Here is a 25,543-nt window from a genome sequence, read left to right as displayed (position 1 = left end):
TCATGTTCAGAAACGCTTTATTTTTTTAGTTGTTCAGTTCTGGAAAAGAGTGCCCGAAATTCCTCGGCGACTTCAGCGACATCTGTCGTCAATAACATATGAATATATAGGAGAAATTCTTTATTGTGCTGAAATTCATTACGTCTATCATTGTGACTTCATCCCATTTCTTCTTGAAATTGTTGATATAGTTCTTGAACATGTTTCATAATAAATTCCTCAAAAATGATATAACAGCAGTTTCGTCTAATCATATTTTTACAAATGTAGAGAAGACTGTTTTCGTTCTTCTGAAGAAACAACTGAAAAAGAATCTTTATTTTTTACATATATTTTTTGATCCTGAACAGGTTGTATCATAACTGTTTGGGAATTTCTTGATTTGAGTGCGTCTTGAATTCCAGTTGTCATGAGTTTAATGAAAAGTATTGTAATAAAGAATGTAATGAGTGTATAAAAAATAATCCATAATGAAAGATTCATTTCATAACGATTTAATCCGATAAGACCTGCCCAATCATTTGAGAGTGAAACGGGTTTGAACTCACCTTGATCCATTTCTTTTAGTTGTACCCCGCCGATCACAATGTTAAGTAATGCTAAGTGGATCATGAGTATGAGTGTTTGGACAATATGCTCCATAAATAAAACAAATATACGATCGAGCAATAAGACACGTAAGTGTTTCTTTATAATATGGAAACGGCTTGCTCCCATTAATTGTGAGCTCAATATATAATCTTTTTGCATAAATTCATCAACTTCTGATGAAATATATAACGAGATTGTAGGGAGAGCGATAAAAATGAGTATAATAGCTTGATAAAGTGCAAATGGGATATTTGGGCTTAGTCGATCCGCATTTGACGTGATTACAATGTTAACTGGTGTGATAAGTATAAATGCGATAAATACAGTCGGGATATAATAAAATACCTCTGAACATGCCTGGAAAAATCTTTTACATTTTGCGCCGTATAAACTTAATAGAATACCTAAACACGTCCCAAATAAAATGCGTAATAAACTAATTGCAACAGCGAATAAAATTGTAAATTTCGCTCCGTCTAAAACTTGTAAAAATATAGATTCTCCGAAACGGTCAGAGCCAAAAGGTGGCATTAAAGATGGTGGAAAGGGTGCCTTACCAAGTAACTCATTCTTGTCATTATAAAGTAACAGAGGTGCTTCTGGTATACTATCTTTAAAGAACAAAGTATAAATAAAGCTAGCCATAATTAATGAGAAAAGATAAATGAATCCGACTAAAAATCGTTTTGATTTCCAAATATATTTCATAAAATTTCTCCTTTCATTTGCCATCTGTTCATCATTAATGAAATGATTTGAAAGATTATATAAAAAGGTAAAATAATCATAATAAGTATGATAAATGTAGCAGCGGGTGAAATGAATGCTTTACTAAATAAAAATTGAATAATGCCTTTCATATTAAAAACAAATTCTAAAACGAACAAGTTAGAAAGCAAGAAAACAAAGATTGTTTTTAAATGATGGAAAAAGTGAATAGATATATTTTTGAATAAGTGAATGCATAGTATATAACTTGATGAAAGGCCTTTTCCATATGCAACCTCTACATATTGTTTTTCATGTTCTTCTTTTATGTATAACACCATCATCCGAAACATTTGTAATGTAGGTAAGACTGCTAAAGATAAAATAGGAAGTAAATAAGCGCGATTTTCATTAAAAGAAATAATTGTGACAGGAGATTCTCCAAATTTCTGAAGTACCAAAATGAAAAATATTTGTAAACAAATCATCATCATCATATCAGGGATCGCTTCTAATACAAAAATAACTCTGTTAATCCATTTTTTGATAGAATCTTTCGCCAAAAAATAAAAAAATGCCATACTAGATGAGAGAAAAAGTGCAAGAACAAAAGCTACAAATAAAACAGTAAATGAATATGTGTAAGGTTCTAAAACGGTTGGGAATAATGGGATTTTTTTTAAGTTACCAAACTTCGCGTCTGATGATAGAACTATAAGGGATTCAGGAGAGAATACCTGCTTTAACATAGTGAAAATTTGTTTAAAAAATATAATTGGTTGAAAAGTGAAGCCGCTTTGCGTGACAAACAAATAAGGCAGATTTAGTAGTAGTAAAAGTGATAAAACGATGGATGAAAGTTTTATCACAAATTGAGATGTTTTGTTTAACATCAAATCCCTCCGACAACTTTTTACAATATTATACAATAAATAGCTTTGTTATTGTTTGATTTTTCCGAAAAATAAATATAATATTATTAATATGTTTAATTCTAATATTTGATTTAATAGTACGGGAGGCAAACATGGAACGTCTATATATGCAAGGGGAAAAAGTGATAGTAAGAAAAATAGAAGAGAAAGATATACAGTTGTTATATTCACAAATATATAAGGACGAAGAACCTGAGTGGAAGAAGTGGGATGCACCATACTTTCCATTCTCTATGCAAGAGTACCCAGAATACAAGGGGAATTTACAATCTAAGTTAAAAGAGGAACCCTTGTCTCAACTCATTATTGAGGTTGATGGCAAAATAATTGGAACAGTTGGTTTCTATTGGGAGTATAAGGCAACGCGGTGGCTAGAAATTGGGATTACTATTTATGAACCAGCGTATTGGAATGGAGGATATGGTACAGAAGCTTTGCGATTATATAGAGATTTGCTATTTAGGAATATGGAGATTGGTAGGGTTGGATTAACGACGTGGTCTGGAAATGAGCGAATGATAAAAGTTGCAGAAAAAATTGGGATGAAGTTAGAAGGTAGAATGCGGAAATGTCGTTACTATAATGGGACATATTATGATTCTATTCGAATGGGAATGATTCGTGAAGAGTGGGAAGCATTAAGGGAAGAAAAGGAGTGAACAAAGATGTACGCCGTTATTGCTGCATTTGATGAAAGGTTTTCAAAGCACGTGAAAGAAATTAGAGAGGAACGAATAAATATTGGACATAATGAAGACTTAGAACCTCATATTAAATTAGCAGATTATCATACTTTGGATTTAAAGCTGTATGGAGAGAAATTAGAAAAGTTTACAGAACATATAGAGTGCTTTCCAGTTGAATTTTCTTCTGTTGGTACATTTCCTACAAATGGAACTATTTTTCTCGCACCAATAGTAACGGGAAGATTGTTAGAACTTCATCAATCATTCCATAATCATTTCGTGGATTTTCATGACCAACCACAGTCGTATTATGTACCTGGAAAGTGGGTACCGCATTGTACGATTGCAACTCGTTTAAAGCGAGAGCAATTTGTTAATGTAATGGATTTTATATATAAAGACTTCAAAGTACAAAAGGCAGTGATAGAAAGTTTGAAATTAATCAGAATAAACTATGAAAATAGCAATCCAATTTCGTGTAGTGTGATAGCGGAATATACATTGAAAAGCATGGAGAAATCGATATGACATATGTAATTAGAGAAATGAACGCACGAGATATTGCTACTGTACAAGAAGTGGCGAAAGTGGCTTGGTATGATACATATAAAGGGATTATTCCGCAGGAAGTTCAAGAGAAATTTTTAGAACAAGCGTATTCGGATGAGATGATGAAAAGAAGATTAGAGAATTCACACCTATTTGTAGCAGAAGTAGAGGATCAAATTGTTGGGTTTGCTAATTTTTCACCTATTAAATATCAAAATGAAGCGGAATTAGGAGCGATTTATATATTACCGGGACACCAAGGGAAAGGGATTGGTACAGTTTTATTGCAAAGAGGTATTACCCTTTTAGAAGGTGTTCGAAAGATTTATATCCATGTAGAAGCCGCAAATGAAAAAGGGAAGTGCTTTTATGAAGCAAAGGGCTTTGCAACTTTAGAGCAATTTGAAGAGGATTTTGAAGGGCATAATTTGCAAACTATAAAAATGGTTTTATATACATAAAGAATAAAGCCAAAAGGAATGATTCAATAAGAAGCAGCTGTGTCCCAGCTGCTTCTTATTGTGTAAGGAGAAGGGGGAGGGGCTGAAAGTACAATTAGGGCATGTTGTGTTCTGATGGAATGAAGGAGAATTTCATCAAACAAGTATAGAAACAGGGCTTAAGGTAATTATAATGAGATTAGAGAGTCCGGATGGAAATATATGAATGCCAATTGTAGAAATATAAGATGAAGATAATGGCAGAAATTGTTTGGGATTCTTAACCAGGATAAACAAGTTTTTATACAAGGGATTAAGGAACATGCGTAAGAGATCGGGCTATAAATTCCAAAAAAATGATATACAACTATATTTTGGTAAAAAAATAACATATCGTAAAATATTAATTTTAATATATGTTTAGAATCGTTAAAAAATTTCTTTTCAATTTATTATTATTATTCTATAATTATCCAGGTGGAGTTAAATTTTAGTTAATTCTACTAAATCATTCATTATTAAGGGGGAAATTTTAATGGCTGGACAAATTCGTATGAGTCCTGAGGAGCTTAAAGCAAAATCTGCTTTATATGGGCAAAGCTCTCAACAAATTGATGACATTCTTCGTAAATTACAAGGATTACAGAATGAATTGCGAGGAGAATGGGAAGGTCGTGCTTTCGAAGGTTTTGATCGACAATTTAATGAATTAAGACCAAAAGTAGAAAACTTCTCACAATTATTACATGAGATTAATGTTCAACTTTCAAAAACTGCAGAAGCAGTCGCTTCTCATGATGAAGAGTTGTCACGTAATTTCGGCTTGAAATAAGAAACACTGATATTCTCTACATAAAAAGAAGGTTTCAAAGTTAGCCATGCGACTTCTGTTGTATGGCTAACTTACTTTCAAGAAAAGAATAAATTTTAATTTTTATGTGTAATAGGCAGGTTTTAGATTTTTTTATTCGCAGGAGTGATAAGTATTGAAAAAGTTTAAGTGGAGTATCTTGTTGTTTATCATTTTAGCCCTTGTATTTGCAACAGGGACTTCCTATTTAGCTTTAAATAAAAAGTTAAAAAAAGAAGATGAAAAAAGCACTCCAAAAATGACGGTTGCCTTAGTAAATGAAGATCAAGGGACGGTATTTGAAGGGAATAAAATAGCGTTTGGAGATCAGTTTATAAAAAACATTAATAAAGACAATAATCAAGAGTGGTATGTAGTCAGTCGTGGGGTAGCAGAAAGTGGTTTGAAAAATAATAACTATAATATGATGATTGTAATTCCAAATGACTTTTCTAGAAAGGCTGTGTCAATTAATTCTGAAGCACCAGAGAAATTAACTTTAAGTTATAAAGTTAATGCAACTGGAAATAAAGAGTTAAAAACAGAAGCAGAAAAGACGGCAGCATCGATTTTAGAAGATTTTAATCGACGTATTATAGATGTTTATTTCGCTAGCATTATTGGGAAATTACAAGCTGCACAGGATAACGTTGGGGCAATTGTAGATAAAGAACAAGCCCATATGAAAGTATATAAAACAGATGTACATAGTCCTTTGGCAAACTATACGAAACAATTTGAAACTGTACAAGATTATACAGGCGTATCAGTTGATAGTTTTAAAGGGTTCCAAGGTGTATTGCAAAGGTTTGGGCAAACAATTGATGAGGATGCGAAATCTAACGTTTCTTATTTAGATGGTTTCGGTAATCTCCAAAATTTGCAGACAAATAATAATATGTTAGCAAATAATTTTTCGAATCAGTTCAATCAGTTTACTAGTGACTTCAGTACAAATGATGTGCTAAAGCAATTAAGTGCTTTAGAATCGGCGAATAAAGTAATAGCAAGCCATTTCAATGACTCAGATAAACAATCTAATGCGTTATCCGATTCAATAGCAATTCAACAATATTTAACAGACGTCAATAACAAAATGAAAAGTTATGATGCGGAGCTAGCAGATAAGCTAAAGACAAATATTCAAGAAACAATTAATCAAAAGTTAAAAGCGAAGCTATCGGATAATGATAAAAAAGAGGTATATTTAAATACTTTAATGCAACAACCAAACGATCAAATTAAGAAACAAATTGAAAGTTTGATAAATAAGTTAGCAAGTATGAATGTTGAAGAAATTGATAGACTCACTTTACCTGAGGAGACAAAGACGCAACTGAAAAATGTAGTGAAAGTTTCTGAGAAGTATAGTGAAGAAAATGACTTCCATTATGAAGGCTCTAACGATATTCCTTTAGAAAATACAATCAAGAGTATTAAAAAAGATCTTGCGACTAATGGGATTACTTTTAAGGATACAGAAAAGAATTCAAAAATGGATGCATCGCAAACGTTTAGTTTACAACTTCCAGAGGGATTTGAACTGTATTCAAATACAGAAGCCTTAATGATTAATGGACAAGACTATACTGCAGACTATTTAAATAATGGAAGTGTTGTGCTGCCTTCTCGAGAAGAAGGGGAATTATCTGTTAGTGTGCATGTCAAATTGTCAGATGAAAACGCAAATATTGATGTTTTTACACCAGTAACATGGAAATGGGATTTGACTCATACCGCTGAAAAAACAACACCGTATCCGAAACCTGAAGTTACTCCTCCTGTTGATCCAGAAACAAATAATGGGAGTAATAGTGAACAAAATAGTCAAGTCGTTCAGCTAACAAATCGTGGAAAAACACCAGTACAGTCAATTAAACAATTGACTGATAGTACTACTGGTAATGAAACAACAAAGCCTAATAAAGATGGTGACAAGAAGCCAGGTGAAGGCGGCGGCACAACCGACCCAACGAAGCCAGGTGAAGGCGGCGGCACAACCGACCCAACGAAGCCAGGTGAAGGCGGCGGCACAACCGACCCAACGAAGCCAGGTGAAGGTGGTGGCACAACCGACCCAACGAAGCCAGGTGAAGGTGGTGGCACAACCGACCCAACGAAGCCAGGTGAAGGTGGTGGCACAACCGATCCAACGAAGCCAGGTGAAGGTGGTGGCACAACCGACCCAACGAAGCCGGGCGAAGGCGGCAGTACAACCGATCCAACGAAGCCAGGTGAAGGCAGTGGCACAACCGACCCAACGAAGCCGGGTGAAGGCGGTGGCACAACTGATCCAGGTGATGAAAATAAATACGGTGAAAAAACGGAACGCACAAATGACCATATTGTCCATCAGAAATCGGAAAATATATCTTCATCATTATCATCCGATGGTTTAATCAAGGATGCTGTAAACACAGTAAAAAATTATGAAGAATTATTAGGCCTATACCAACTATATTATGGGCTTGATATGAAAACCGAAGATTTATCAGGACAATTAGAGAAAGAAGCGTTAAAAAACCTTGCTACACCAAATTCTCTTTATTACATGTTAAATAAGCAAAATGTATTAGATATAATTACAGATCTTGTTTCATCCGAAATCCATGCAGAAGTTACGTCTGATATGGATCAGGTAAAACAAAAAATCAATGCTTTACAAGAAATCACTAACAATGCTAGCCAAAATTCAGACCATTTGGCAGAAACATTAAAGCAAACATCAGAACAAGCTAATGTCATGAATACGAACTTAGCTGAGTATTTGAGCGGCGCAGCGAAGTGGCGTGAAAATAGCTTAAAACTGATGGAGGAACAAAAAGTATTAATAAGTAATCGCGAGGGAGAACAGACAGCTATATTAGCATTAGATACTGGATTGAAATCGTTATTCACGCAGAGTCAATCATTAGCTGAAAGTTCCAAAGGTACGCTGTTAGCCTCTGATGAGGTATATAAAACATTTGATCAAATTAATAATCAAGCAAAAGAGATTCAAGATAGTGGTGTAACGATTGTGTCAAAAGCTGATACATTATTAAACAATTTAACTGAAAAAGTATCAGATGATAAATCATTCTCGAAAAACTTCAGTAAAGTATTAGCGAATAGCCGCATTGGTGAACGACAAAATGAACAGTTATACCAATTTTTAGCGAATCCAGTTTTAAAACAAAATGATGGTGTTATTACAGCTGGAAATACCTTCACACCATATTTAATTGTATTAGTATGTTTTATTGTTTCTTTATTTACGTCATACGCTATTGCGAATCAAGAAAGAAAGCGTAGTCAAAAAGATGATTTTGAAGGAAAATTATCGATTTTAGATATGAACTTACCAGTTACGGCAATTACATTTGGAATAGCTATTGTTGAAGGGATAATAATTGGTATGATTGCTGGAAAACTATTGGAATTCAGCGGGAACCAAAAGTTAATTTGGATCGCCTTTATAACAATTACAATGATGGCTTTTGTCTTCGTTTCCACATATCTATTACGTCAATTAAAAATGGTAGGTATGTTTATCTTATTGACATCCTTAAGTCTGTATTTATTTTTAACAGAAGCTGTTGGAGTCAAAGTAACTAAGACATCCTATCTTGGTAAGTTACGCGAATTTTCACCACTACAGTATATAGAAAACTTCTTCAACAATTTTATAAGTGGTAAAAATGATGGCCATGTCACTTTCGCAGTACTTCTTGTAATCGCAATTGTTGGATTTATTATCAATTTATTTGTATGGCATAAAAGGTGGGAGGAAAATAAGGACGATGATGAAACAGTGCATAAAGCTAGTTAAGTTATCATTTGTCTTTTTTCTTTTCTTGTTTGCCGCGTTACCCATGAGGGGCGCGGCAGACAGTTACCTGAATGATAACGGTAAACTTGAGTTTAAAGTAGATCGGGTACACCAAGATAATCAAGAGGGAAATGAAAAAGGGCAACAAGAGACAGAACTTGATAAAGCAGCAATTCAATTATTTAACGAAGAAGTTGAAAAGCAAATTAAGGAAAAACAAAAAAAAGAAAAGCAAGAGATGAAAGAGTTGAATGACTCTTTATTTTTAAATACGAAAAAAATAGATGATATGAAAGACACACAGAAAAGCTTATTTTCAAAAGATTATACTGTGAAAGCAAATTCTGCTGAAATGGATAGTAGCCAATCGAAATCCCAGGAGCCAATTAGTACAACATTGATTGGATTAATCATTAGTGGGGTTATATTCATTTTCGTTGGAATTGGAATCATCATTCGGAAAATTTGGATGTAAGGAGAATCACAAATGGCTATACAAACACATATTAACGTCACTGTTGATTTTCATAAATGGAATGGAAATACATACGATTTACGAATTCCAAATCATCAATCTGTTAAATATTTGCTTAAAAATTTAATTGAAACATTGAATATCGAACAATACGATACATCAAATCATGTAATTAAAGTTGTGAATAAATCGTTATTATTAACAGATGATGATAGATTGGTAGATCATCAAGTAACAGATGGGGATATATTACAAGTAATATAAATGACATAATTATGAACGAAGCATGTAGCCTATATAAATCCAAATTTAAAAAACGACATAACCCCTTTCTTTTTAGGCGAGAGAGCATCGGGTCATGCATAGAAGCGGTCAGATCCTCTTCCTGCCCCATGCCAAGTTAAAACAGAGAGCGAAAACGAGTGTAAGTCACCTTTTGTTTTTATAACAGCGACTTAACTTATATATCGAAAAATCAAAATGGATTTATAAAATACATATAGGCTTATGAGGAAAAGGAGAAGAGGTAGAACATGACGGAGAAAATAATTCAGATTGATTCAATGGAGTATCGATTTGAAATAGAAGAAGATACTTGGAAATTAGAACTTGCTAAGTCACAAACGCAAGTAAAAGATAACCGTCAATTGGAGTTATTAACAGATGTATCATCTATTTTTCTACCAGTAACAATAGAAGAACAAGATGATACATTTATTTTTACATATACAGTAGAAAAGAAATTATTGAAATGGGGAGATTTGAAGGAATTAGAAAGAAATGAAAAATTACGTTTAATTCGAAATGTAGCCCATTTTCAAAAGTATTTACATAGAAGAACAACTTTCTTTTTACATCCTGACAATTTAGTATTTGATGCAAATTTAATGCCATTTATTATACATCGCGGAATTCGAGATATTGTCCCGCCAAAACCACTAACAGAAGAACAATTTTTATTCCAATACAAATGCCTTATTGTAGCGCTGTTTTCTAAAAAACATAGTTATGATGATTTATATGCTGGTTTATTAGAAAATGCAAAAGAAACGACATTTGAACAGAATGTCGTGAACATGGAAAGCTTTGAGGAATTGCTACAGTTTATTGAAGTGAATTTTCTAAAGGAACAAGAAAAGGCAGAAAAAACAATGCAACTTGTTCCGAAAAAACAGTTTCAATTATTTAAATACTTAGCATTCTCATTTGCGGCAGCAACAGTTATTCTAGCAGCACCAGTCGTTTACTATACCTTTATGAAAGTACCATATCAAAATAAACTTTTAGAAGCGAATAAAAATTTCTTAGCAACGGATTATGACAAAGTAATTAATAATTTGAGCGAAGAAGAGTTTGAAACATTACCATTCGCATCTAAATATGAGTTAGCGTATTCCTACTTGAAAGTAGAAAAACTATCTGATGCGCAAAAAGCAGCAATTATGAAAAATGTTACTTTAAAAAGTGATGAAAAGTATTTATTGTACTGGATTTATAACGGAAAAGGTAATTTCGATAAATCGTTAGATTTAGCGAAAAGTGTCGATGATCCACAATTAATTATGTATGGATTAATTAAACAAATAGAAGCAGTGAAAAATAATCCAGATTTATCAGGAAAAGAGCGCGATGAAAAACTAAAAACATTTGAGCAGCAATTAAAAGAGTATGAGAAAAAATATAGTGATTCATCTAATGAAAAAGATATATCTAATACAGAAAAAGCAAAGTAAAAGGATAAAAATTTTTGCTGAGTCTATATGAAAATAGGATATAAACAACAAGAAAAGATAGGGAGTACGTATATATCGAATCTATATAAATACAAAATGAAAAAACGACATAAACCCTTTTTTAGGTGGGAGAGAGCGTCCGCCCATGGATAGAAGCGGTCAGGTCCTTTTTTAGCCCCATGCCAAGTGAAAATAAAAAGAGAAAACGAGTGTAGGATATCTTTTATTCTTCATAGCGGCGACTTATATGTTGGAAAATCAAGATGAATATATACGTATAAAAACTCCTTACAGATAGAGTGAACAAAAGGAGAAGTGGAGAAGTATGGAGCAGCTACTTGCACTAAGTTACGGCGATCAGTTACATAAATGCCGCTTACATCCATCCGAACGTCCTACAGTGACGATTGGGAAAGAATGGTCAAATAATATTACTGATTTTGATTTAGAGGAATCATTAGTACTGAATTGGGATAATGAATTGGCTGCTTGGAAAATAGGAGAGAAAACTCTTTATTTTAATAAAGCGAATACGATTCAATTAAAGAATGGAAAAACGATACGCATTTGGATTGCAACTGTAGAAGAAATGATTGTATATGATACATCAGGAAAACTTTCCATAGCAATTAGTAAAAATGACTATGATGACATAACGATTCAAGATACTGCTACAGATATTTTGTTTATTCGTGAAACTTTAAGTGAGCCCTTTAAAATAAACGTGTATGAAGGGAATGTGTTTCATAATTATTCTAAGTTAGAAGAGGCAGTGGAATTAGAAACTGGCGATCATTTATATTTTGATGGCATAACAATTCAAATGGGAAATGAAGATGTTCAAATATTCGGAGTGGAGAATCGGGTGAATTCTAAATTACCTAGTCTACTAGAAGCGGATAACTTATATCATGATGAGTATCCAGATTATCATCGTTCACCGCGAATTATTTATCGTGAACCAGTTGAAAAGATGAAAATTGCAAGACCTTCGAGCAAACCATCAAAACCGACTGAACAATTAGCGAGAATTATTGCGCCATCTCTCGTAATGATTGCGGTAACTGTATTGTTATCTATATTCCAGTCATACGGCTTATTTATTTTTGCATCACTAGCAATGACGATCGTGACTGTCGTTGTTTCGATCACATCGTACATAAAAAACTTAAAACAATACAAAATTGATATTGCCGAGCGAGATAAGAGTTACAGGGAATACTTAGTACAAAAAACAAAGGATCTGTATGCTGAAAGTGAGAAACAACGTCATGCACTTCATTATCATTATCCAGACGTTACAGAAATTCGAGAAATGACAATAGAAGTGAATCCTCGTATATACGAAAAAACGATCATGCACCACGATTTCTTAACATACCGAGCAGGAAAAGGAAATGCAGATTCTAGTTTTGAAATTGAGTTTAATGAAGAAGAATTTAGCCAATTTAAAGATGAACTTACTGCAATGGCACGTGAGTTAAGGCAGCGATATCTTTCTTTAGCAGACGTTCCAGTTGTAACAGATTTAATGAATGGACCAGTTGGCTATATTGGACAACGTTCGTTAGTGCTAGAACAATTACAGCTATTAGTCATGCAAACCGCTTTATTCCATAGTTATTATGACTTGCAGTTTATTACTGTTTTTCCTGAAGAGGAGAAGAAGAAGTGGGATTGGATGCGCTGGCTCCCGCATGCAAGTGTAAGAGATATTAATGTACGCGGTTTTGTATACCATGATAGAAGCCGAGATCAAGTACTGAATAGCTTGTATCAAATATTAAAAGAACGAAAACTGAAAGTAGATGAAAAAAGTAATTCAAGTGAAAAGATACATTTTTCACCGCATTATGTTGTCCTTATAACGGACGAAAAACTCATCTTAGATCACGTTGTAATGGAATTCTTTAATGAAGATCCAACTGATTTAGGTGTATCGCTTGTATTTGTTCAAGATGTAATGCAAAGCTTACCAGAGCATGTGAAGACAGTTGTAGATATAAGAGACTCGAAAAAAGGAAATATTATCTTAGAACAAGGAGAACTTGTCAATCGTCAGTTCGTACCAGACCATTTTCCGGAAGGGTTTAACTTAGAAGATGTGTCACGCGCACTTGCGCCACTTAATCATTTACAAAACTTAAAAAATAGTATTCCAGAAAGTGTTACATTCTTAGAAATGTACGGCGTTGAAAAAATTGATGAATTAAATATTACAGACCGTTGGGCAAAAAATGCCGCTCATAAATCATTAGCTGTTCCACTTGGTCTTCGTGGTAAAGAAGATCTTGTGAATTTAAACTTACATGAAAAAGCACACGGACCACACGGGTTAATCGCTGGTACAACAGGTTCTGGTAAGTCGGAGATTATTCAGTCTTATATTCTATCGCTTGCGGTCAATTTCCATCCTTATGAAGTTGCATTTCTATTAATTGACTATAAGGGCGGAGGAATGGCGAACTTATTTAGAAATTTGCCGCACTTACTAGGAACGATTACGAACTTAGATGGTGCGCAAAGTATGCGTGCACTTGCTTCAATTAAAGCAGAATTACAAAAACGCCAACGCTTATTTGGCGAAAATAATGTGAATCATATTAACCAATATCAAAAACTATACAAAGAAGGCGCTGTAACAGAGCCAATGCCGCATCTATTCTTAATTAGTGATGAGTTCGCGGAGCTAAAGGCAGAACAGCCAGACTTTATGAAAGAATTAGTTTCAACAGCGCGTATTGGTCGTTCTCTTGGTATTCATTTAATACTCGCTACGCAAAAGCCAAGCGGGGTTGTCGATGACCAAATTTGGAGTAACTCGAAATTTAAACTAGCGCTTAAAGTGCAAAATACATCAGACAGTAATGAAATATTAAAAACACCTGATGCAGCAGAAATTACACTGCCAGGACGAGCATACTTACAGGTCGGAAATAATGAAATCTATGAATTATTCCAATCTGCATGGAGCGGTGCTGACTACGTAGAAGATAAGGACGATCAAGATCGCCTTGATACAACCATTTATGCGATCAACGACTTAGGTCAATATGAAATCTTAAGTGAAGACTTAAGTGGACTTGGAGATAACAAAGAGATTGCTACTGTACCGTCTGAACTGGATGCAGTTATTAATTATATTCACGATTACGCAGAAGATAGACAAATCGAAGCACTCGCAAGACCATGGTTACCACCGCTTCCAGAAAAAATATTCCTGCAAGACTTACACCCAGTTCATTTTAAAGAAGCGTGGAATGAGGCGAAGAAACCATTACAAGCAACAGTTGGTTTACTAGACCAACCAGAATTACAATCACAAACACCATTAACATTAGACATAAGTAAAGATGGACACGTTGCCGTCTTCTCAAGTCCAGGTTACGGTAAATCAACATTCTTACAATCAGTCATTATGGATGTAGCGCGTCAGAATAGTCCGGAGCATTTGCATGTGTATTTAGTAGACCTTGGTACGAATGGTCTCTTACCATTAAAAGGACTGCCGCATGTTGCGGATACAATTACGATTGACGAAGCAGAAAAGTGCTTAAAATTAGTTGAAAGATTAACACAAGAGATGAAACAACGTAAACGTATGCTAAGTGAATATGACGTCGCAAGTATAGAAATGTATGAGAAAGCTAGCGGTAAACAAATGCCGAATATCATCGTTGCAATTGATAATTACGATGCAGTGAAAGAAGCTAAATTTTATGAGGAATTTGAAATGCTGATTATGCAAATCGTCCGAGAAGGTGCTAGCCTAGGAATTCATACCTTAATTAGTGCGGGACGACAAAATGCACTGCGTATTCAACTATACAACAACATTAAACTGCAAACATGTCTATATATGATTGACCAAAGTGAAATCTCAGGTATTGTAGGCCGATCTGATTTGAAAGTAGAAGAAATGGCAGGACGAGCAATTATAAAATTAGATTCACCGACATTATTCCAGTCGGCATTACCGACAAAAGCAGAAGACGAATTAGAGCAAATTCAGTTACTGCAACAAGAAGCAAGTGAAATGGATCAAGAATGGGACGGAGAACGTCCGAAGGCAATTCCAATGATGCCAGAAATCATTGACCTTCTCATATATCGGAAAAACAAAGATGTTGCCAAAGCACTACAAGCAGGACAAGTTCCACTTGGGCTTGACTTCACAAATGTAGAAGTTGTTGCGCATGATATTGCGGTTAACGATCATTTAATGATTTACAGTGTAGATGATAGTATGAGAAAACAAATCGTATCAAGTATACTTTCTCAAATGAATAAAGACTATTTTGAGAGTGTAACATTAGTAGATACAGCTGAGTATAGCTTCGTTCAATATAAAGACAATGTGACGCATTACATCGTAGAAGAAAATGAAGTAAACGTTCATGTGAAATACTGGATGGAAGTGATTCGCGAACGATCTCTTGAACTATCACAAGCAAGACAAGAAGGTAGAGAAATACCAGTGTTTACAAAACAGCTTATTATTATGACAAACGTCGAAGAATTTAGCAGACTCGTTTACTTAGAAACAGACGATGCTGCGACTTTAATTGATCTATCTCGAACAGTTGGTATTTACTTTGTCCTAGCAGGTCATCATGACTATATCGATCGAAACCGTGATGCCTTACCAATGAAAATGCGAAGTAAACTAACAGCGGGCATCATCGCAATGCCATTAAATGACCAAAGTGTCTTCAATATCAAATATATAAGTAACGAAGCACCTTTAGGAAAAGACGAAGTCTATTACTACCAAAAAGGAAGCATTATGAAACTTAAAATGCCAAGAGTAACCAATGAGGTGACAGTATGAAATTGAAAAAGAAAGCTAAGGTGATGATTGTTATGACGATAGTTGCGAGTTTATTTAGCGGGTGTAGTTTTGGGGAAACGAAGATAGACTACGAGAGATTTGTAAAAGCGTTGGATGAAGGAGATATGAAGACGGTTATGTCTGCGAGTGATGATGGGTATGCGAGTGTGACCCAAAGAGGTATATACAGTACGTATGAGCAAAAAGAAGATGGAGAGCACAGTAAAACAATCTATCAAACTACGGAAGGTATATATAATACGAAAGATAAAAGTTTATATGGAGATACAACACAAGAAATTACTACTGATGTAGATAATAAAAATTATAAAGAAGAGGTCGTTTATAGTACAAATATTATGTATAAAAACGGGCAGGTACAAAGTCCAGATTCTAATGTTGATGTTTCTTATGTTAACTTAATTGTGGATCGTTTAAAAGGAATAGGGAAACTAAAGATGAAGCCAGGCGATGATATAAAAAAATTTGATCAGCCTAATACAGTTGGATATAGACTCACTGAATCAGAATTTCAAAATATTATCAATGATAAGCTAAACATACAATATGATGAATATGATGGGGCGGCAATTGTACTTCATCTTGGCTCCGCAAATGGTCCAATGCAGATACTACAAATAAGTATTGATATAGACTACAAGAAAAAGAATGATGAGGGAAAGTTAGTAGAATATATATTTCAGATAAAAACATACTTTAATAAAAAACAAGATAACAATCAAGATGCAAAAAAAGAATATGTAGATTATAAAGAACAGTACAAAAAATAATAAATGATTAGGAGGGAGAGGGAGTAATATGAGTAAGGATGTGGAGCAAAATAAAAAGTTAAAGATAAGTTCTGATTGGGGGAAATTGGAGATAGCCGGTCAGGATATCTATAATTTTAAGGCAGGCAAATATCCGTATGATCAATCAGACGAAAAGAATCTAAGAAGATTACAAAAAAATTTCAATGCAGAGCTTATAGATCATGAAGTAGATGAAAAAACAGGATTTGCAGCATATGCTTTTAAAGATACGACAACAGGAGAAATTGTAATAACATATGTAGGAACAGAAGATGGAACGGATGCAATAACGGATGCTGAAATTGCTGGTCACAATATAACGAATGCAAATAAAATAGCATTGGGTAATGTTTGGGAACAGAATCTTGCAGTAAAACAGTATGATCAAGGGGATAGTTTTTATATGAGGATGAGACATGAAAATCCTTCTGCGAAAATTAGTGTAACAGGACATTCATTAGGTGGTGGTATAGCTAACACGGTAGCATTAAGACACCAAGAAGATAATATTGAAGCGTTAACATTAAATCCAGCTCCTGTTCTGGATCGAGATGTTGAAAAATTTGGTGACGGATTCGATATGAAGAACATTAGGAATATTATTAATGAAAATGATCCGTTACACATTGGAATAAACGTTGGTGATTTTACCACTCCTGGAAGAATGTATAAAATTCCTAATGGCGCTGGACATTCGTATGCTTTTACAAAAGATGATTATGATAAAAGTGGTCATTTAGTATGGACGGATAAGCTAGTGAGTGACAATGACACAGGGTGGGATTTAAAACCAGGTTTTTTAGAAATTTCAAATTCAACTGGGGCGCTCTATACAGGGATAGTGCATGATAAGTTTAAAAGAAAAGTGTCTACTGTAGAGGAAGCTATAGGAGGAACTGTGATAAAAAAAATCATAAATACCCCTCCAATCGCTGCATTCATAGGAGCGTTAACAGTTTATTCAGATGCTGTAGAAATAGAAGTGAAAATTGAAGAAGGGCTTTCTGAATTAAAGCAAAAATATGAAAATATGAAATCAAAAATTACATCAGAAGCTATTAAATTTAGTATAACAGCTACGATAGAAATTAAGAGTGCAGTAGATACCGCTGTAGATTGGATCGAAACAACTCTAGCTAAATGTAAAGAAAAGGTGTTAGAAGTATTAGAATCTGTATTTAAAGCTGCTGTAGATTTTTTAGCGGGGCGCATCGTGGTGTATCTAGCAGCAACTGAAATTTTAGAAATTGCAAAAGAAGTAGCAGCTTCTTATGTGCAGGATTTATTAGAAATGTTTAAAGGGGATTTCCACATAGATACAAATGTTACTGCAATTGTAGCAGAGCATATTTTAACTCATCGACACTCATTGCTTCATCTTTTTATGAATGATGGTAGTAGAGGAATAAACCGTTCATTATTAGGTGAAATCTCAAAAGATGTAAAAGAGCTCTCAAAAGATTTGAAACAATTGAATGAAGATGTTTCGGAAGCAATCTTTTCTATGATGGCAAAAGATGAGGAATTAGGTGCGGTTGCATATTATTAAAATTTGATATTGATAGAATGGAAGAAGGGGTAATGAATATGGATTTACATATGATAATGAATAAAGTTCATAGTACATTTCCGGATAACGGTGGACGAGATCAAATTATGAACGTAGTAATGCAACTTGAAAAAGCAGCATCAGCTTTAACGAGTGATATTAGAAGATTGGAAAGTAGTATCGATAGCAACTTGCAAGGAAAAACACGTGATGCCTTTATTGATCGGATTCGTCAACTAGAAAAAAAGAGACAAAAAATAGAAGAGAAAATCGTAGTATTAAAAGGGACGGTTAATTAATATGAAAGATTATATGGAAAAAGTATTACCTTTAGGTAGTGTAGTGAGAGTAAGCTTCGCAGAAGAAGATGCAGATTATGTAATCACTACAAGAGGTGTTTTGTTAGATGATGATACGTTCTATGATTATGGAGGAGTACTACATCCAGTCGGTTTGACAGGAGAAACATATAAACTATTTAATCACTCTGACATTGTAGAAGTGAAGTTTGAAGGGTATCGAAATAAAATTGAAGGTCAATTTGCGGCTAAATTTAAAATATGGCGGAATGAGTTTGTAGAAAAAGTAATAGAGAAAAATAAAAGAGAGCAAAAAGATCAAGCGGTAGAAACACAAGAGCAACAATAAATAAGAAGGAAATAAGCTTTCCTCTTCCTGTATGGAAAGAGGGGAGCTTATTTTGATTGTGGGAAAAGATGGCTTTGAATTTGCTGCACAACAAGGAATCATTTCTTACGTAAGGAAGGGGTATTAGGGGTTATATGAAAAGAATGAAAAATGTAATGTGGTTATTAGTATGTTTCTTATTTTTGAGTGGTTGTAATTATGAAAATGAAGACCAGGTAAAAAATACATAAAAGAAAAACATGGAATCGATGTTGTTGTAACAGATTGGGGCGGTATACATGAAGGGAATATGGGACATACATATCATACTGTTCAAGCAAAAAATAACAAAAATATGCAATTTCGAGTAGAGGTAGATGGTTTCTTCTATTCAACAATAAAAGGTGATGAATACCAATACGGAAAAAATACATATGAGCAATATAAGGAATTTAAACCAATTTTAAAAGAAATTAAAAAATTAGACTACGAGGAATCTGAAAAAGAAAGTGTTCTTCAGTATATAGTTGATTATAATGAAGACAAACCAACTGATGAGTTGTTATTAACTTTAAAAACGAGTAACAAGATTGATTATAGTCAATTTGAATCAGCAGAATTAGATCGTTTATATGCTTTATTCCAACTCATTCAGAAGAGTAATAAAAAGATTACAGAACTTGAAATTAAAGATCATAATGGTGAATCTTTAGGTCTCCCTTTTGAAAACGTACAAAAAGTTATAACGAAAGAAGAACTGCTACTAACAATGAAAAACACTTTAAGAAGTTATTGGACATATTTGATTCAAACTCAAACAAAAGTAGGAGACAGATTAAAGGAAGTTCAAAACGACCGTTTTGCATTTGAAGATATTACTTGTTCACATCCAAAAGATGGGGAGTGTCCGGAGTATGAGGTGACTTTAGTTATTATGGACCAATATAAAAATAATCCCGATTTTTTTACTGAGGATATGACAAAGGTGATCACTATCCTTAAAGAGGAACTATATAATAAAGAATTTACTATCTTTTTAACCAACAAGGATAGAACAAGTGGGACATCCTTGTTATCATCAGAAGAAATCAAAAAAAGTAATAGCATCGAAGGATTTATAAAAGAAAGGTATCCTAAGGAATAAACCTAAAGCACTCTTTACGTTTATTATTTGGTGTGAAAGCATGATATAAGTTCGTAAAATGAATCATTTGTATTAAAAGTGTAAGAGCATGTTTTAATCGTTTTTTCAAAATATGCTCTTTCTTTTTATGCACTTGCTAAGATTAATAACAATAAGTTAAGTAAGTATATTATTATTCTGTAGATGTTGGCAGACTTCAATTTGAAAATGAGAAGTAAACTAACAGCGGGTATCATCACTATACTATTAAACGATCAAAGTGTTTTCAATATTAAATACGTAAGTAACAAAACATCTTTAGGAAAAGACGAAGTGTATGACTACTAAAAAGGAAACATTATAAAACTTAAAATACCAAGAGTAACGAATGAGGTGACAGTATGAAAAAGAAAGCTAAGGTGCTGATGCTTATGGCGATCGTTGGAAGTTTACTTAGTGGGTGTAGCTTTTTTGAAACGAAAATTAAATATGAACCATTTGTAAAGGCCTTGGATGAAGAAGACATGAAGAAGGTTATGTCTGCGAGTGATGATGGGTATGCGCATGTGACACAAAGAGGTATATACAGTACGTACGAGGAAAAAGAGGATGGAAGGCACAGTAAAACAATCCGTCAAACTACGGAAGGTGTATATAATACGAAAGATAAAAGTTTATATGGAGACACAACACAAACAATTGCTACTGACATAGAGAATAAAAAGGAAAAAGGGACAAACGCAAATTATAAAAAAGAAACTGTTTATAGTACAAATATTATGTATAAAAATGGGCAGGTACAAAGTTCAGATTCTAATCTTGATGTTTCATACGTTAATTTAATTGTGACCGTTTGAAAGGAATAGGGAAACTAAAGATGAAGCCAGGCGATGATATCAAAAAATTTGATCAGCCGAATACAGTTGGATATAGCTTAACTGAATCAGAATTTCAAAGTGTTATTAATGACAAACTGAAAATACAATATGATGAATATCGTGGGGCGACAATTGTACTTCATCTTGACGCCGCAAAAAATCCAATGCAGATAATGCAAGTAAGTATTGATGTAGACTACAAAAAAAAGAACGATGAGGGGAATTTAGTAAGATATGCGTTACAGATACACACATACTTTAATAGAAAACAAGATAACAATCAAGATGCGAAAAAAGGATATGTAGATTATGAGAAGGCATATCATGATAAAAAATAAAGGAGAATGCCACACGGGGTGCTGAAATGAAAAAACAAATAAAGTTAGCAATTATCATGTCAATTGTTTTATCCATTCTTGGAGGCTGTGAAACAAAGATAGAGTATGAAAGATTGGTAAAGGACTTAGATGAAGGAGATATGAAGTCGGTAATGTCAGCGAGTAATGATGGATATGCTCATTTAGAAGAACGAGTGATACATAGTACATTTGAAGAGAAAGAAGATGGCATACACAAAAAAAATATATATCAAACCACTGATGGAGTATATAACACGAAAGAAAAAAACTTATATGGTACGACAACGCAAACAGTAATTACAGAAATTGATACACGAAAAGAAAAGGATAAAATTAAAGACTATAAAAAAGAAAAAATATATAGTACAAATATTAAATATGAAAATGGCCAAGTACAAAGTACAAATCTGAACCCAGATGTTTCTCAAGTGAAGCTTCTTATGGATCGTCTTCATGGAGTAGGGAAACTAAAGATGAAACCGGGTGATGATAAAAAAGGATTTGATGAACCAAATTCAGTAGGATATGACTTAACTGAAGCGGAATTTCAACAAATGATAAATGAAACATTGAAGCTACAATATGATGAATATGATGGTGCGTCAATTGTATTTAATTTCAATGCTGCAAAAGATTCTAAAGAGCAATCAATGGAGTTATTAGAACTGAGTGTCTATGTGGACTATAAGAAAAAGAATGAAGAGGGGAAAATGGTTACATATATGTTACAAATTAATACATATTTTGCTGGGAGAAAATATAATAATCAAAGTGCATTAAAAGACTATGAAAATTATAAAAAGCAGTATGGAAATAATAGATAATTGTGGATATTACATGGGGGATAAAATGAGAAAGTTAATGAGATTAACAATTAAGATGTTGATTTTCGTTTTAATGCTTGGTGGCTGCGGTGGGGGGGAAACAAAAATAGAGTATGAAAAGGAATATCAGGATAATAAATGAAGAATGTTATAAAGATTACTTTGTGGGCTATGTTTAGAATTTATAATAGGAATACATAGTTTTATCGAGAGGAATTGTTGTTGCCTTAATAAAAATAGAAGCCCCCGCTATAAGCTTATGTAGAGCTAGGTGGGGGCAATATAGAGTCCACAGTAAAAATATACTGCAGCATAGTGATGCACCAATATGAAAAAAGCTAGGACAATGTCATCATCACTTTTGTAATCTTTTATGTCTATAATTTTTCTCAAGGTTGTGAACTTCCGAGTTAATACAGTATTTCATCACCGATACATCGTCCACATTCCAATATCCTTAAATCCTAAACGTTTATAAATCCGTCCGGCAGCTGGATTGTTATAAAATAAGCAAAGTGTTCTTCCTTCTTGAGTAAAATCCTGAATCATTTTTTGTAAGATGAGCGAAGCATATCCTTTGCCGCGATAATCTGGATGCGTACATACTCCAACGACCATTGCAGATAAGGAATTTTCAGCTGATGTGGAAGCGGAAGCAACGATTTCTCCTTTCTTTTCAATGTAGTACGTCCGTCCTGTATTTGTTTCAAGCGATTGTCGCAAAATCTTTTCTGATTGTTCTGTGTGAGGGAATTCTTCAATGTTGTTTCGAAGTTTCATAATTTGCTTAACATCATCTGTGGTTGCTAGTTTGACCTCAGTATGTAGTATTGATTCTGGTAGTGCAGTATCACCTTTACATTCACAAAAGTACATCTTATTTTTTGCCCCTACATATATGCCGTGTATACCCTCAAATCTTTCTACAATGTCCGATTTACCAGAGATTTTCAGTGGCTTGTGAGGTGAGAGAATTGCTTCATAGTCAGCGGTGGAAAAATCATCTTTTCCATATGGAATAAATGAATCATGAAAGCGCAGTAATACGGATTGTAACGCTCCATTCTCTTCAAATTGCCCCCATAACTCTTGAAAATCTGCATCGTAACCAAAGGCGTCTATATCGCCGATTATGAATAGGTTAATGGCTGCTTCCTCGGATAAAAATGTCAGTACTTGTTCATGATCATCCTTTGTTAATTTTCGTATCATTGATATCCCCTTCTTTATTTTATTTTGTTTTTTCTAAATATTATTACTTATTGTTTTTGAAATCAATATAAAATTTTATGTTTAGTTCACAAGGTTTCGGAAAAACTAGGAAAGATATGACAAAGGAGGTTATGAACGGTGGATCATCCAATTCAAGGATTAATGAAAGCAGCAATGGAAAATTTAAAGGAAATGGTCGATGTAAATACGATTGTTGGAGAGCCTGTTCAAACGGCTGACGGTGGTGTAGTGTTAACTGTTTCCAAAGTAGCGTTTGGATTTGGAGCAGGAGGATCGGATTTTCAAACAAATGATGGTCTGAAAGCGCAAGGTAATCCGGCATTCGGCGGAGGGAGTGCAGGTGGTGTTTCGATTACTCCAGTAGCCTTTCTTGTAGTGAATAAAGACGGTGTGAATATTCTTCACTTACAAAATGCGACACATCTAGCTGAAAAAATGATTGAGTTAGCGCCACAAACAATTGATAAGATTCAATCTATTTTTCAAAAAAACGAAAAGCATACTGAAAATCATCATCCGCAAAATCCGGACGAAATCGCTTAAAAAAGCCTGTTTTTCAACAGGCTTTTTTTCTTGTAATCAGTATGTAATAAAACTCATGAAATTGTAAATAGTTTTTGAAGTTTTTTCTATGTTTCTAAAATTTTTCATGTTAAAATATGCTATAGAATTGAAACATATAAAACGAAGGTGGCTAGGTGCTTTGTCTGGAGGATCTGACCAAGTAAAGAATATGATATATATTAATGGTAATCGTCGGGGTCATTGTTTTATTACATCTGGAATTACATTTGAAGAGTTTGCAAGTAATATCCCTTCACCGCTTCATCAAGTGTTGCTTTTAAAACATAATTTTGAGTGGACTGATTTTCACTATCATACTTTATTCGAATATGTCGAAGAAGAAAACATACATAAATTAATGAAAGCAGAGATTGATGAATTTGATGAGTTTTGTTGGGTGGACTTTGATGATGCAAGCGATTTAGATGAATTAGAGCCAAAGGAAATTGCAGAATTGTTATATTTGGCTCACAAAAAAGAACCACTTGGGAGAGCGTTTTTCCCATTATTGAAAAATAGATTTGTCTACTTTTCACATGATGACGGCTGGTACAACAAAGTGTATTACCGTAGAATTGCTGATTTTGTAGGAATGCTTAGCAAAGTAATTCCGTACAAACTCGGTTCATTTGGAAAAAAACGATTTTCTTTCTTTCAAAAATCAAAAATATTCCCAGCAATTTCAAAAGAAGTGATTCTTGGGCTTGTTCCATTAATGGAAGATGGTCTGTACATTGATTTGGCAGGAAAAATTGAATCAAGAAGAGGTTTAGAGATTCCTGTATATGTAGTTGGTTCGTATGAAAGTACGGATGAAGTACTAGACAACGTAGAGGAATTAAAAGAAGCTGCAACCGAGACGGGCTGGCTTATTTTTGATAAGAAAGAACAAGAGTGGCAATGGGTTGTCGACTAAGAGAACTTGACGATTTAGGTCAAGTTTTCTTGTTTTTTGAAAGGAGAAAAAATGAAGAAATATTATACAGCAGTAGGTATTGTCAGCATTATTCTTGTTGCAGTACTACTTTTAACTTGTCCGAAAGAAGCTGATTTCAGGTCTTATTTAGAGGACAAGCATGCATTGATTTGTAATCAAGATAGCTTTGAATGTACACAAAATGTAGATAAGAAAGAACAAAAAATGAAGTTTGTAAGTACGGATACACGAAACGGTGTATTTTTTATCACAGTGAAACAAACTTTTGAAACAGAAACTGGTAAAAAGAAAGAGTATAGCGGAACAGGCATATTCGGTACATTTCTTTTTGTTACGGAAAAGACTTTCTAATGATAGAAGGTCTTTTTTTTGTGCATATGTTCATATAGATGAAATAAGACAAGCATAGGAGGGATGAGAATGAAAAAAACATGTGTGGTTTGTGGTGGAGACGAATTCTTTTCATCGACATTATATGCACGTACGAAACAAGACTGGGCATACGCCCCAAACATGTATCGTTTTGAAAAAGTATTTATTGAACACCGGGATGAAGAAAATTATCCAGTGTTTCAAGAAATTACAGCAAAGCATTGCTGTGGATGTGGACATATTATGTTGTATCATGAGTGAACACACCAAGTAATACTTGGTGTGTTTTTATAATGCTGATAAAGCAAGTGGATACAGTAACGTAAATAAAACAGAAAAACTACCAAATCCAATGGCTGTATATCCGAGTGTTTTTGCTCCAAAATTAACAGCCAATAAGCCAACTAAAATGGAAAGGGAACCAAGGGTAACTGGGTAAAAGGCAATCGAGAATAAAGACAGAAATAGTGCTACATAGCCGATAAGTGTACCGGTGTTTGTACCTTCTATTTCATGTGCAATTTCTTTACGTCTATGTTTAATCGGAAGATGTCCTGGCGTGATTTCAGCTGCATATTCTTCGTTTTTTTCACCACTTTTAAAATGATGTGTTCGCTTTTTGGGCATGTACATCTCTCTCTTTCAATTGGGTGTAT

Annotated in this window: 21 protein-coding genes and 4 pseudogenes; 21 read left to right on the top strand and 4 right to left on the bottom strand. The window is 34.0% G+C overall.

Annotated elements, in window-relative coordinates:
- Nucleotides 1–258: 258 nt before the first annotated feature.
- Nucleotides 259–1,299, bottom strand: coding sequence for an ABC transporter permease (locus HRG09_RS17305; RefSeq protein WP_174102138.1), 1,041 nt, complete (start codon nt 1,297–1,299; stop codon nt 259–261).
- Nucleotides 1,296–2,192, bottom strand: coding sequence for an ABC transporter permease subunit (locus HRG09_RS17300; RefSeq protein ID WP_174102137.1), 897 nt, complete (start codon nt 2,190–2,192; stop codon nt 1,296–1,298). Before HRG09_RS17300 ends, HRG09_RS17305 begins: the two co-directional genes overlap by 4 nt.
- A 134-nt stretch (nt 2,193–2,326) precedes the next feature.
- On the opposite strand from HRG09_RS17300, the gene HRG09_RS17295 reads away from it, so the two are divergent.
- From HRG09_RS17295 to HRG09_RS17215, 17 genes and pseudogenes are all read left to right on the top strand, one after another.
- A complete protein-coding gene (locus HRG09_RS17295; protein ID WP_174102136.1) occupies nt 2,327–2,893 on the top strand; it encodes a GNAT family N-acetyltransferase in 567 nt (188 codons plus the stop codon).
- A gap of 6 nt (nt 2,894–2,899) precedes the next feature.
- A complete protein-coding gene (locus tag HRG09_RS17290; RefSeq protein ID WP_174102135.1) occupies nt 2,900–3,448 on the top strand; it encodes a 2'-5' RNA ligase family protein in 549 nt (182 codons plus the stop codon).
- Entirely contained in the window at nt 3,445–3,930 is a 486-nt protein-coding gene (locus tag HRG09_RS17285; protein WP_174102134.1) for a GNAT family N-acetyltransferase, read from the top strand. The genes HRG09_RS17290 and HRG09_RS17285 overlap by 4 nt, the downstream gene beginning before the upstream one ends.
- 514 nt (nt 3,931–4,444) lie before the next feature.
- A complete protein-coding gene (locus tag HRG09_RS17275; protein WP_174102132.1) occupies nt 4,445–4,741 on the top strand; it encodes a WXG100 family type VII secretion target in 297 nt (98 codons plus the stop codon).
- A 154-nt stretch (nt 4,742–4,895) separates the two neighbouring features.
- On the top strand, nt 4,896–8,570 hold the full coding sequence (gene esaA / locus HRG09_RS17270; RefSeq protein ID WP_174102131.1) for a type VII secretion protein EsaA: 3,675 nt from the start codon (nt 4,896–4,898) through the stop codon (nt 8,568–8,570).
- Nucleotides 8,542–9,045, top strand: coding sequence for a type VII secretion protein EssA (essA, locus tag HRG09_RS17265; protein ID WP_174102130.1), 504 nt, complete (start codon nt 8,542–8,544; stop codon nt 9,043–9,045). The genes esaA and essA overlap by 29 nt, the downstream gene beginning before the upstream one ends.
- A gap of 12 nt (nt 9,046–9,057) precedes the next feature.
- Nucleotides 9,058–9,309 (top strand): EsaB/YukD family protein, encoded by a 252-nt coding sequence (locus HRG09_RS17260; RefSeq protein WP_174102129.1) that lies wholly within the window; start codon nt 9,058–9,060, stop codon nt 9,307–9,309.
- Between the two features lie 269 nt (nt 9,310–9,578).
- Nucleotides 9,579–10,778, top strand: coding sequence for a type VII secretion protein EssB (gene essB / locus HRG09_RS17255; RefSeq protein WP_174102128.1), 1,200 nt, complete (start codon nt 9,579–9,581; stop codon nt 10,776–10,778).
- Nucleotides 10,779–11,103: 325 nt separating this feature from the next.
- Nucleotides 11,104–11,388 (top strand): annotated as a pseudogene (locus HRG09_RS29820) (FtsK/SpoIIIE N-terminal domain-containing protein); the annotation flags it as partial.
- Nucleotides 11,380–15,609, top strand: a pseudogene (gene essC / locus HRG09_RS17250) (type VII secretion protein EssC); the annotation flags it as partial. The pseudogenes HRG09_RS29820 and essC, both read left to right, overlap by 9 nt.
- Nucleotides 15,606–16,400 (top strand): DUF3952 domain-containing protein, encoded by a 795-nt coding sequence (locus HRG09_RS17245; protein WP_174102126.1) that lies wholly within the window; start codon nt 15,606–15,608, stop codon nt 16,398–16,400. The pseudogene essC and the gene HRG09_RS17245, both read left to right, overlap by 4 nt.
- 28 nt (nt 16,401–16,428) lie before the next feature.
- Complete coding sequence (locus HRG09_RS17240) at nt 16,429–17,970, top strand: lipase family protein (protein WP_174102125.1); 1,542 nt, start codon at nt 16,429–16,431, stop codon at nt 17,968–17,970.
- 38 nt (nt 17,971–18,008) lie between these two features.
- Nucleotides 18,009–18,269 (top strand): hypothetical protein, encoded by a 261-nt coding sequence (locus tag HRG09_RS17235; protein ID WP_174102124.1) that lies wholly within the window; start codon nt 18,009–18,011, stop codon nt 18,267–18,269.
- Between the two features lies 1 nt (nt 18,270).
- Nucleotides 18,271–18,618 (top strand): DUF4176 domain-containing protein, encoded by a 348-nt coding sequence (locus tag HRG09_RS17230; RefSeq protein ID WP_174102123.1) that lies wholly within the window; start codon nt 18,271–18,273, stop codon nt 18,616–18,618.
- Between the two features lie 134 nt (nt 18,619–18,752).
- A pseudogene (locus HRG09_RS17225) lies at nt 18,753–19,741 on the top strand (hypothetical protein).
- 380 nt (nt 19,742–20,121) lie between these two features.
- Nucleotides 20,122–20,936, top strand: a pseudogene (locus HRG09_RS17220) (DUF3952 domain-containing protein).
- 26 nt (nt 20,937–20,962) lie between these two features.
- On the top strand, nt 20,963–21,781 hold the full coding sequence (locus HRG09_RS17215; RefSeq protein WP_174102122.1) for a DUF3952 domain-containing protein: 819 nt from the start codon (nt 20,963–20,965) through the stop codon (nt 21,779–21,781).
- Between the two features lie 426 nt (nt 21,782–22,207).
- Here HRG09_RS17215 and HRG09_RS17210 read toward each other — a convergent pair whose 3' ends face one another.
- Nucleotides 22,208–22,993, bottom strand: a complete 786-nt coding sequence (locus HRG09_RS17210; protein WP_174102121.1) for a GNAT family N-acetyltransferase — start codon at nt 22,991–22,993, stop codon at nt 22,208–22,210.
- Nucleotides 22,994–23,131: 138 nt separating this feature from the next.
- Here HRG09_RS17210 and ytfJ point away from each other — a divergent pair, with 138 nt between their 5' ends.
- From ytfJ to HRG09_RS17190, 4 genes are all read left to right on the top strand, one after another.
- The gene (ytfJ, locus tag HRG09_RS17205; RefSeq protein WP_174102120.1) at nt 23,132–23,557 is read left to right on the top strand and encodes a GerW family sporulation protein; all 426 of its coding nucleotides are present in this window, start codon (nt 23,132–23,134) and stop codon (nt 23,555–23,557) included.
- A 160-nt stretch (nt 23,558–23,717) separates the two neighbouring features.
- Nucleotides 23,718–24,494, top strand: coding sequence for an oxalate:formate antiporter (locus HRG09_RS17200; protein WP_174102119.1), 777 nt, complete (start codon nt 23,718–23,720; stop codon nt 24,492–24,494).
- 51 nt (nt 24,495–24,545) lie between these two features.
- Nucleotides 24,546–24,866, top strand: coding sequence for a hypothetical protein (locus HRG09_RS17195; protein WP_174102118.1), 321 nt, complete (start codon nt 24,546–24,548; stop codon nt 24,864–24,866).
- A gap of 69 nt (nt 24,867–24,935) precedes the next feature.
- The gene (locus HRG09_RS17190) at nt 24,936–25,148 is read left to right on the top strand and encodes a hypothetical protein (protein WP_174102117.1); all 213 of its coding nucleotides are present in this window, start codon (nt 24,936–24,938) and stop codon (nt 25,146–25,148) included.
- Nucleotides 25,149–25,175: 27 nt separating this feature from the next.
- On the opposite strand, the gene HRG09_RS17185 is transcribed toward HRG09_RS17190, so the two are convergent.
- A complete protein-coding gene (locus tag HRG09_RS17185; RefSeq protein ID WP_174102116.1) occupies nt 25,176–25,514 on the bottom strand; it encodes a permease in 339 nt (112 codons plus the stop codon).
- Between the last annotated feature and the right edge of the window lie 29 nt (nt 25,515–25,543).

It is taken from the genome of Bacillus sp. Xin1, assembly GCF_013314535.1.
Classification (GTDB): Bacteria; Bacillota; Bacilli; order Bacillales; family Bacillaceae_G; genus Bacillus_A.
Note: the sequence above shows the minus strand (reverse complement) of the source record. Positions and strands in the feature narration are given on the sequence as shown.

Excerpts from the sequence above, each read along its gene's own strand:
- HRG09_RS17305 (WP_174102138.1), bottom strand. The coding sequence starts at position 1,299 with ATGAAATATATTTGGAAATCAAAACGATTTTTAGTCGGATTCATTTAT.
- HRG09_RS17300 (WP_174102137.1), bottom strand. The coding sequence starts at position 2,192 with ATGTTAAACAAAACATCTCAATTTGTGATAAAACTTTCATCCATCGTT.
- HRG09_RS17295 (WP_174102136.1), top strand. The coding sequence starts at position 2,327 with ATGGAACGTCTATATATGCAAGGGGAAAAAGTGATAGTAAGAAAAATA.
- HRG09_RS17290 (WP_174102135.1), top strand. The coding sequence starts at position 2,900 with ATGTACGCCGTTATTGCTGCATTTGATGAAAGGTTTTCAAAGCACGTG.
- HRG09_RS17285 (WP_174102134.1), top strand. The coding sequence starts at position 3,445 with ATGACATATGTAATTAGAGAAATGAACGCACGAGATATTGCTACTGTA.
- HRG09_RS17275 (WP_174102132.1), top strand. The coding sequence starts at position 4,445 with ATGGCTGGACAAATTCGTATGAGTCCTGAGGAGCTTAAAGCAAAATCT.
- essA (WP_174102130.1), top strand. The coding sequence starts at position 8,542 with ATGATGAAACAGTGCATAAAGCTAGTTAAGTTATCATTTGTCTTTTTT.
- HRG09_RS17260 (WP_174102129.1), top strand. The coding sequence starts at position 9,058 with ATGGCTATACAAACACATATTAACGTCACTGTTGATTTTCATAAATGG.
- essB (WP_174102128.1), top strand. The coding sequence starts at position 9,579 with ATGACGGAGAAAATAATTCAGATTGATTCAATGGAGTATCGATTTGAA.
- HRG09_RS17245 (WP_174102126.1), top strand. The coding sequence starts at position 15,606 with ATGAAATTGAAAAAGAAAGCTAAGGTGATGATTGTTATGACGATAGTT.
- HRG09_RS17240 (WP_174102125.1), top strand. The coding sequence starts at position 16,429 with ATGAGTAAGGATGTGGAGCAAAATAAAAAGTTAAAGATAAGTTCTGAT.
- HRG09_RS17235 (WP_174102124.1), top strand. The coding sequence starts at position 18,009 with ATGGATTTACATATGATAATGAATAAAGTTCATAGTACATTTCCGGAT.
- HRG09_RS17230 (WP_174102123.1), top strand. The coding sequence starts at position 18,271 with ATGAAAGATTATATGGAAAAAGTATTACCTTTAGGTAGTGTAGTGAGA.
- HRG09_RS17215 (WP_174102122.1), top strand. The coding sequence starts at position 20,963 with ATGAAAAAACAAATAAAGTTAGCAATTATCATGTCAATTGTTTTATCC.
- HRG09_RS17210 (WP_174102121.1), bottom strand. The coding sequence starts at position 22,993 with ATGATACGAAAATTAACAAAGGATGATCATGAACAAGTACTGACATTT.
- HRG09_RS17195 (WP_174102118.1), top strand. The coding sequence starts at position 24,546 with ATGAAGAAATATTATACAGCAGTAGGTATTGTCAGCATTATTCTTGTT.
- HRG09_RS17190 (WP_174102117.1), top strand. The coding sequence starts at position 24,936 with ATGAAAAAAACATGTGTGGTTTGTGGTGGAGACGAATTCTTTTCATCG.
- HRG09_RS17185 (WP_174102116.1), bottom strand. The coding sequence starts at position 25,514 with ATGCCCAAAAAGCGAACACATCATTTTAAAAGTGGTGAAAAAAACGAA.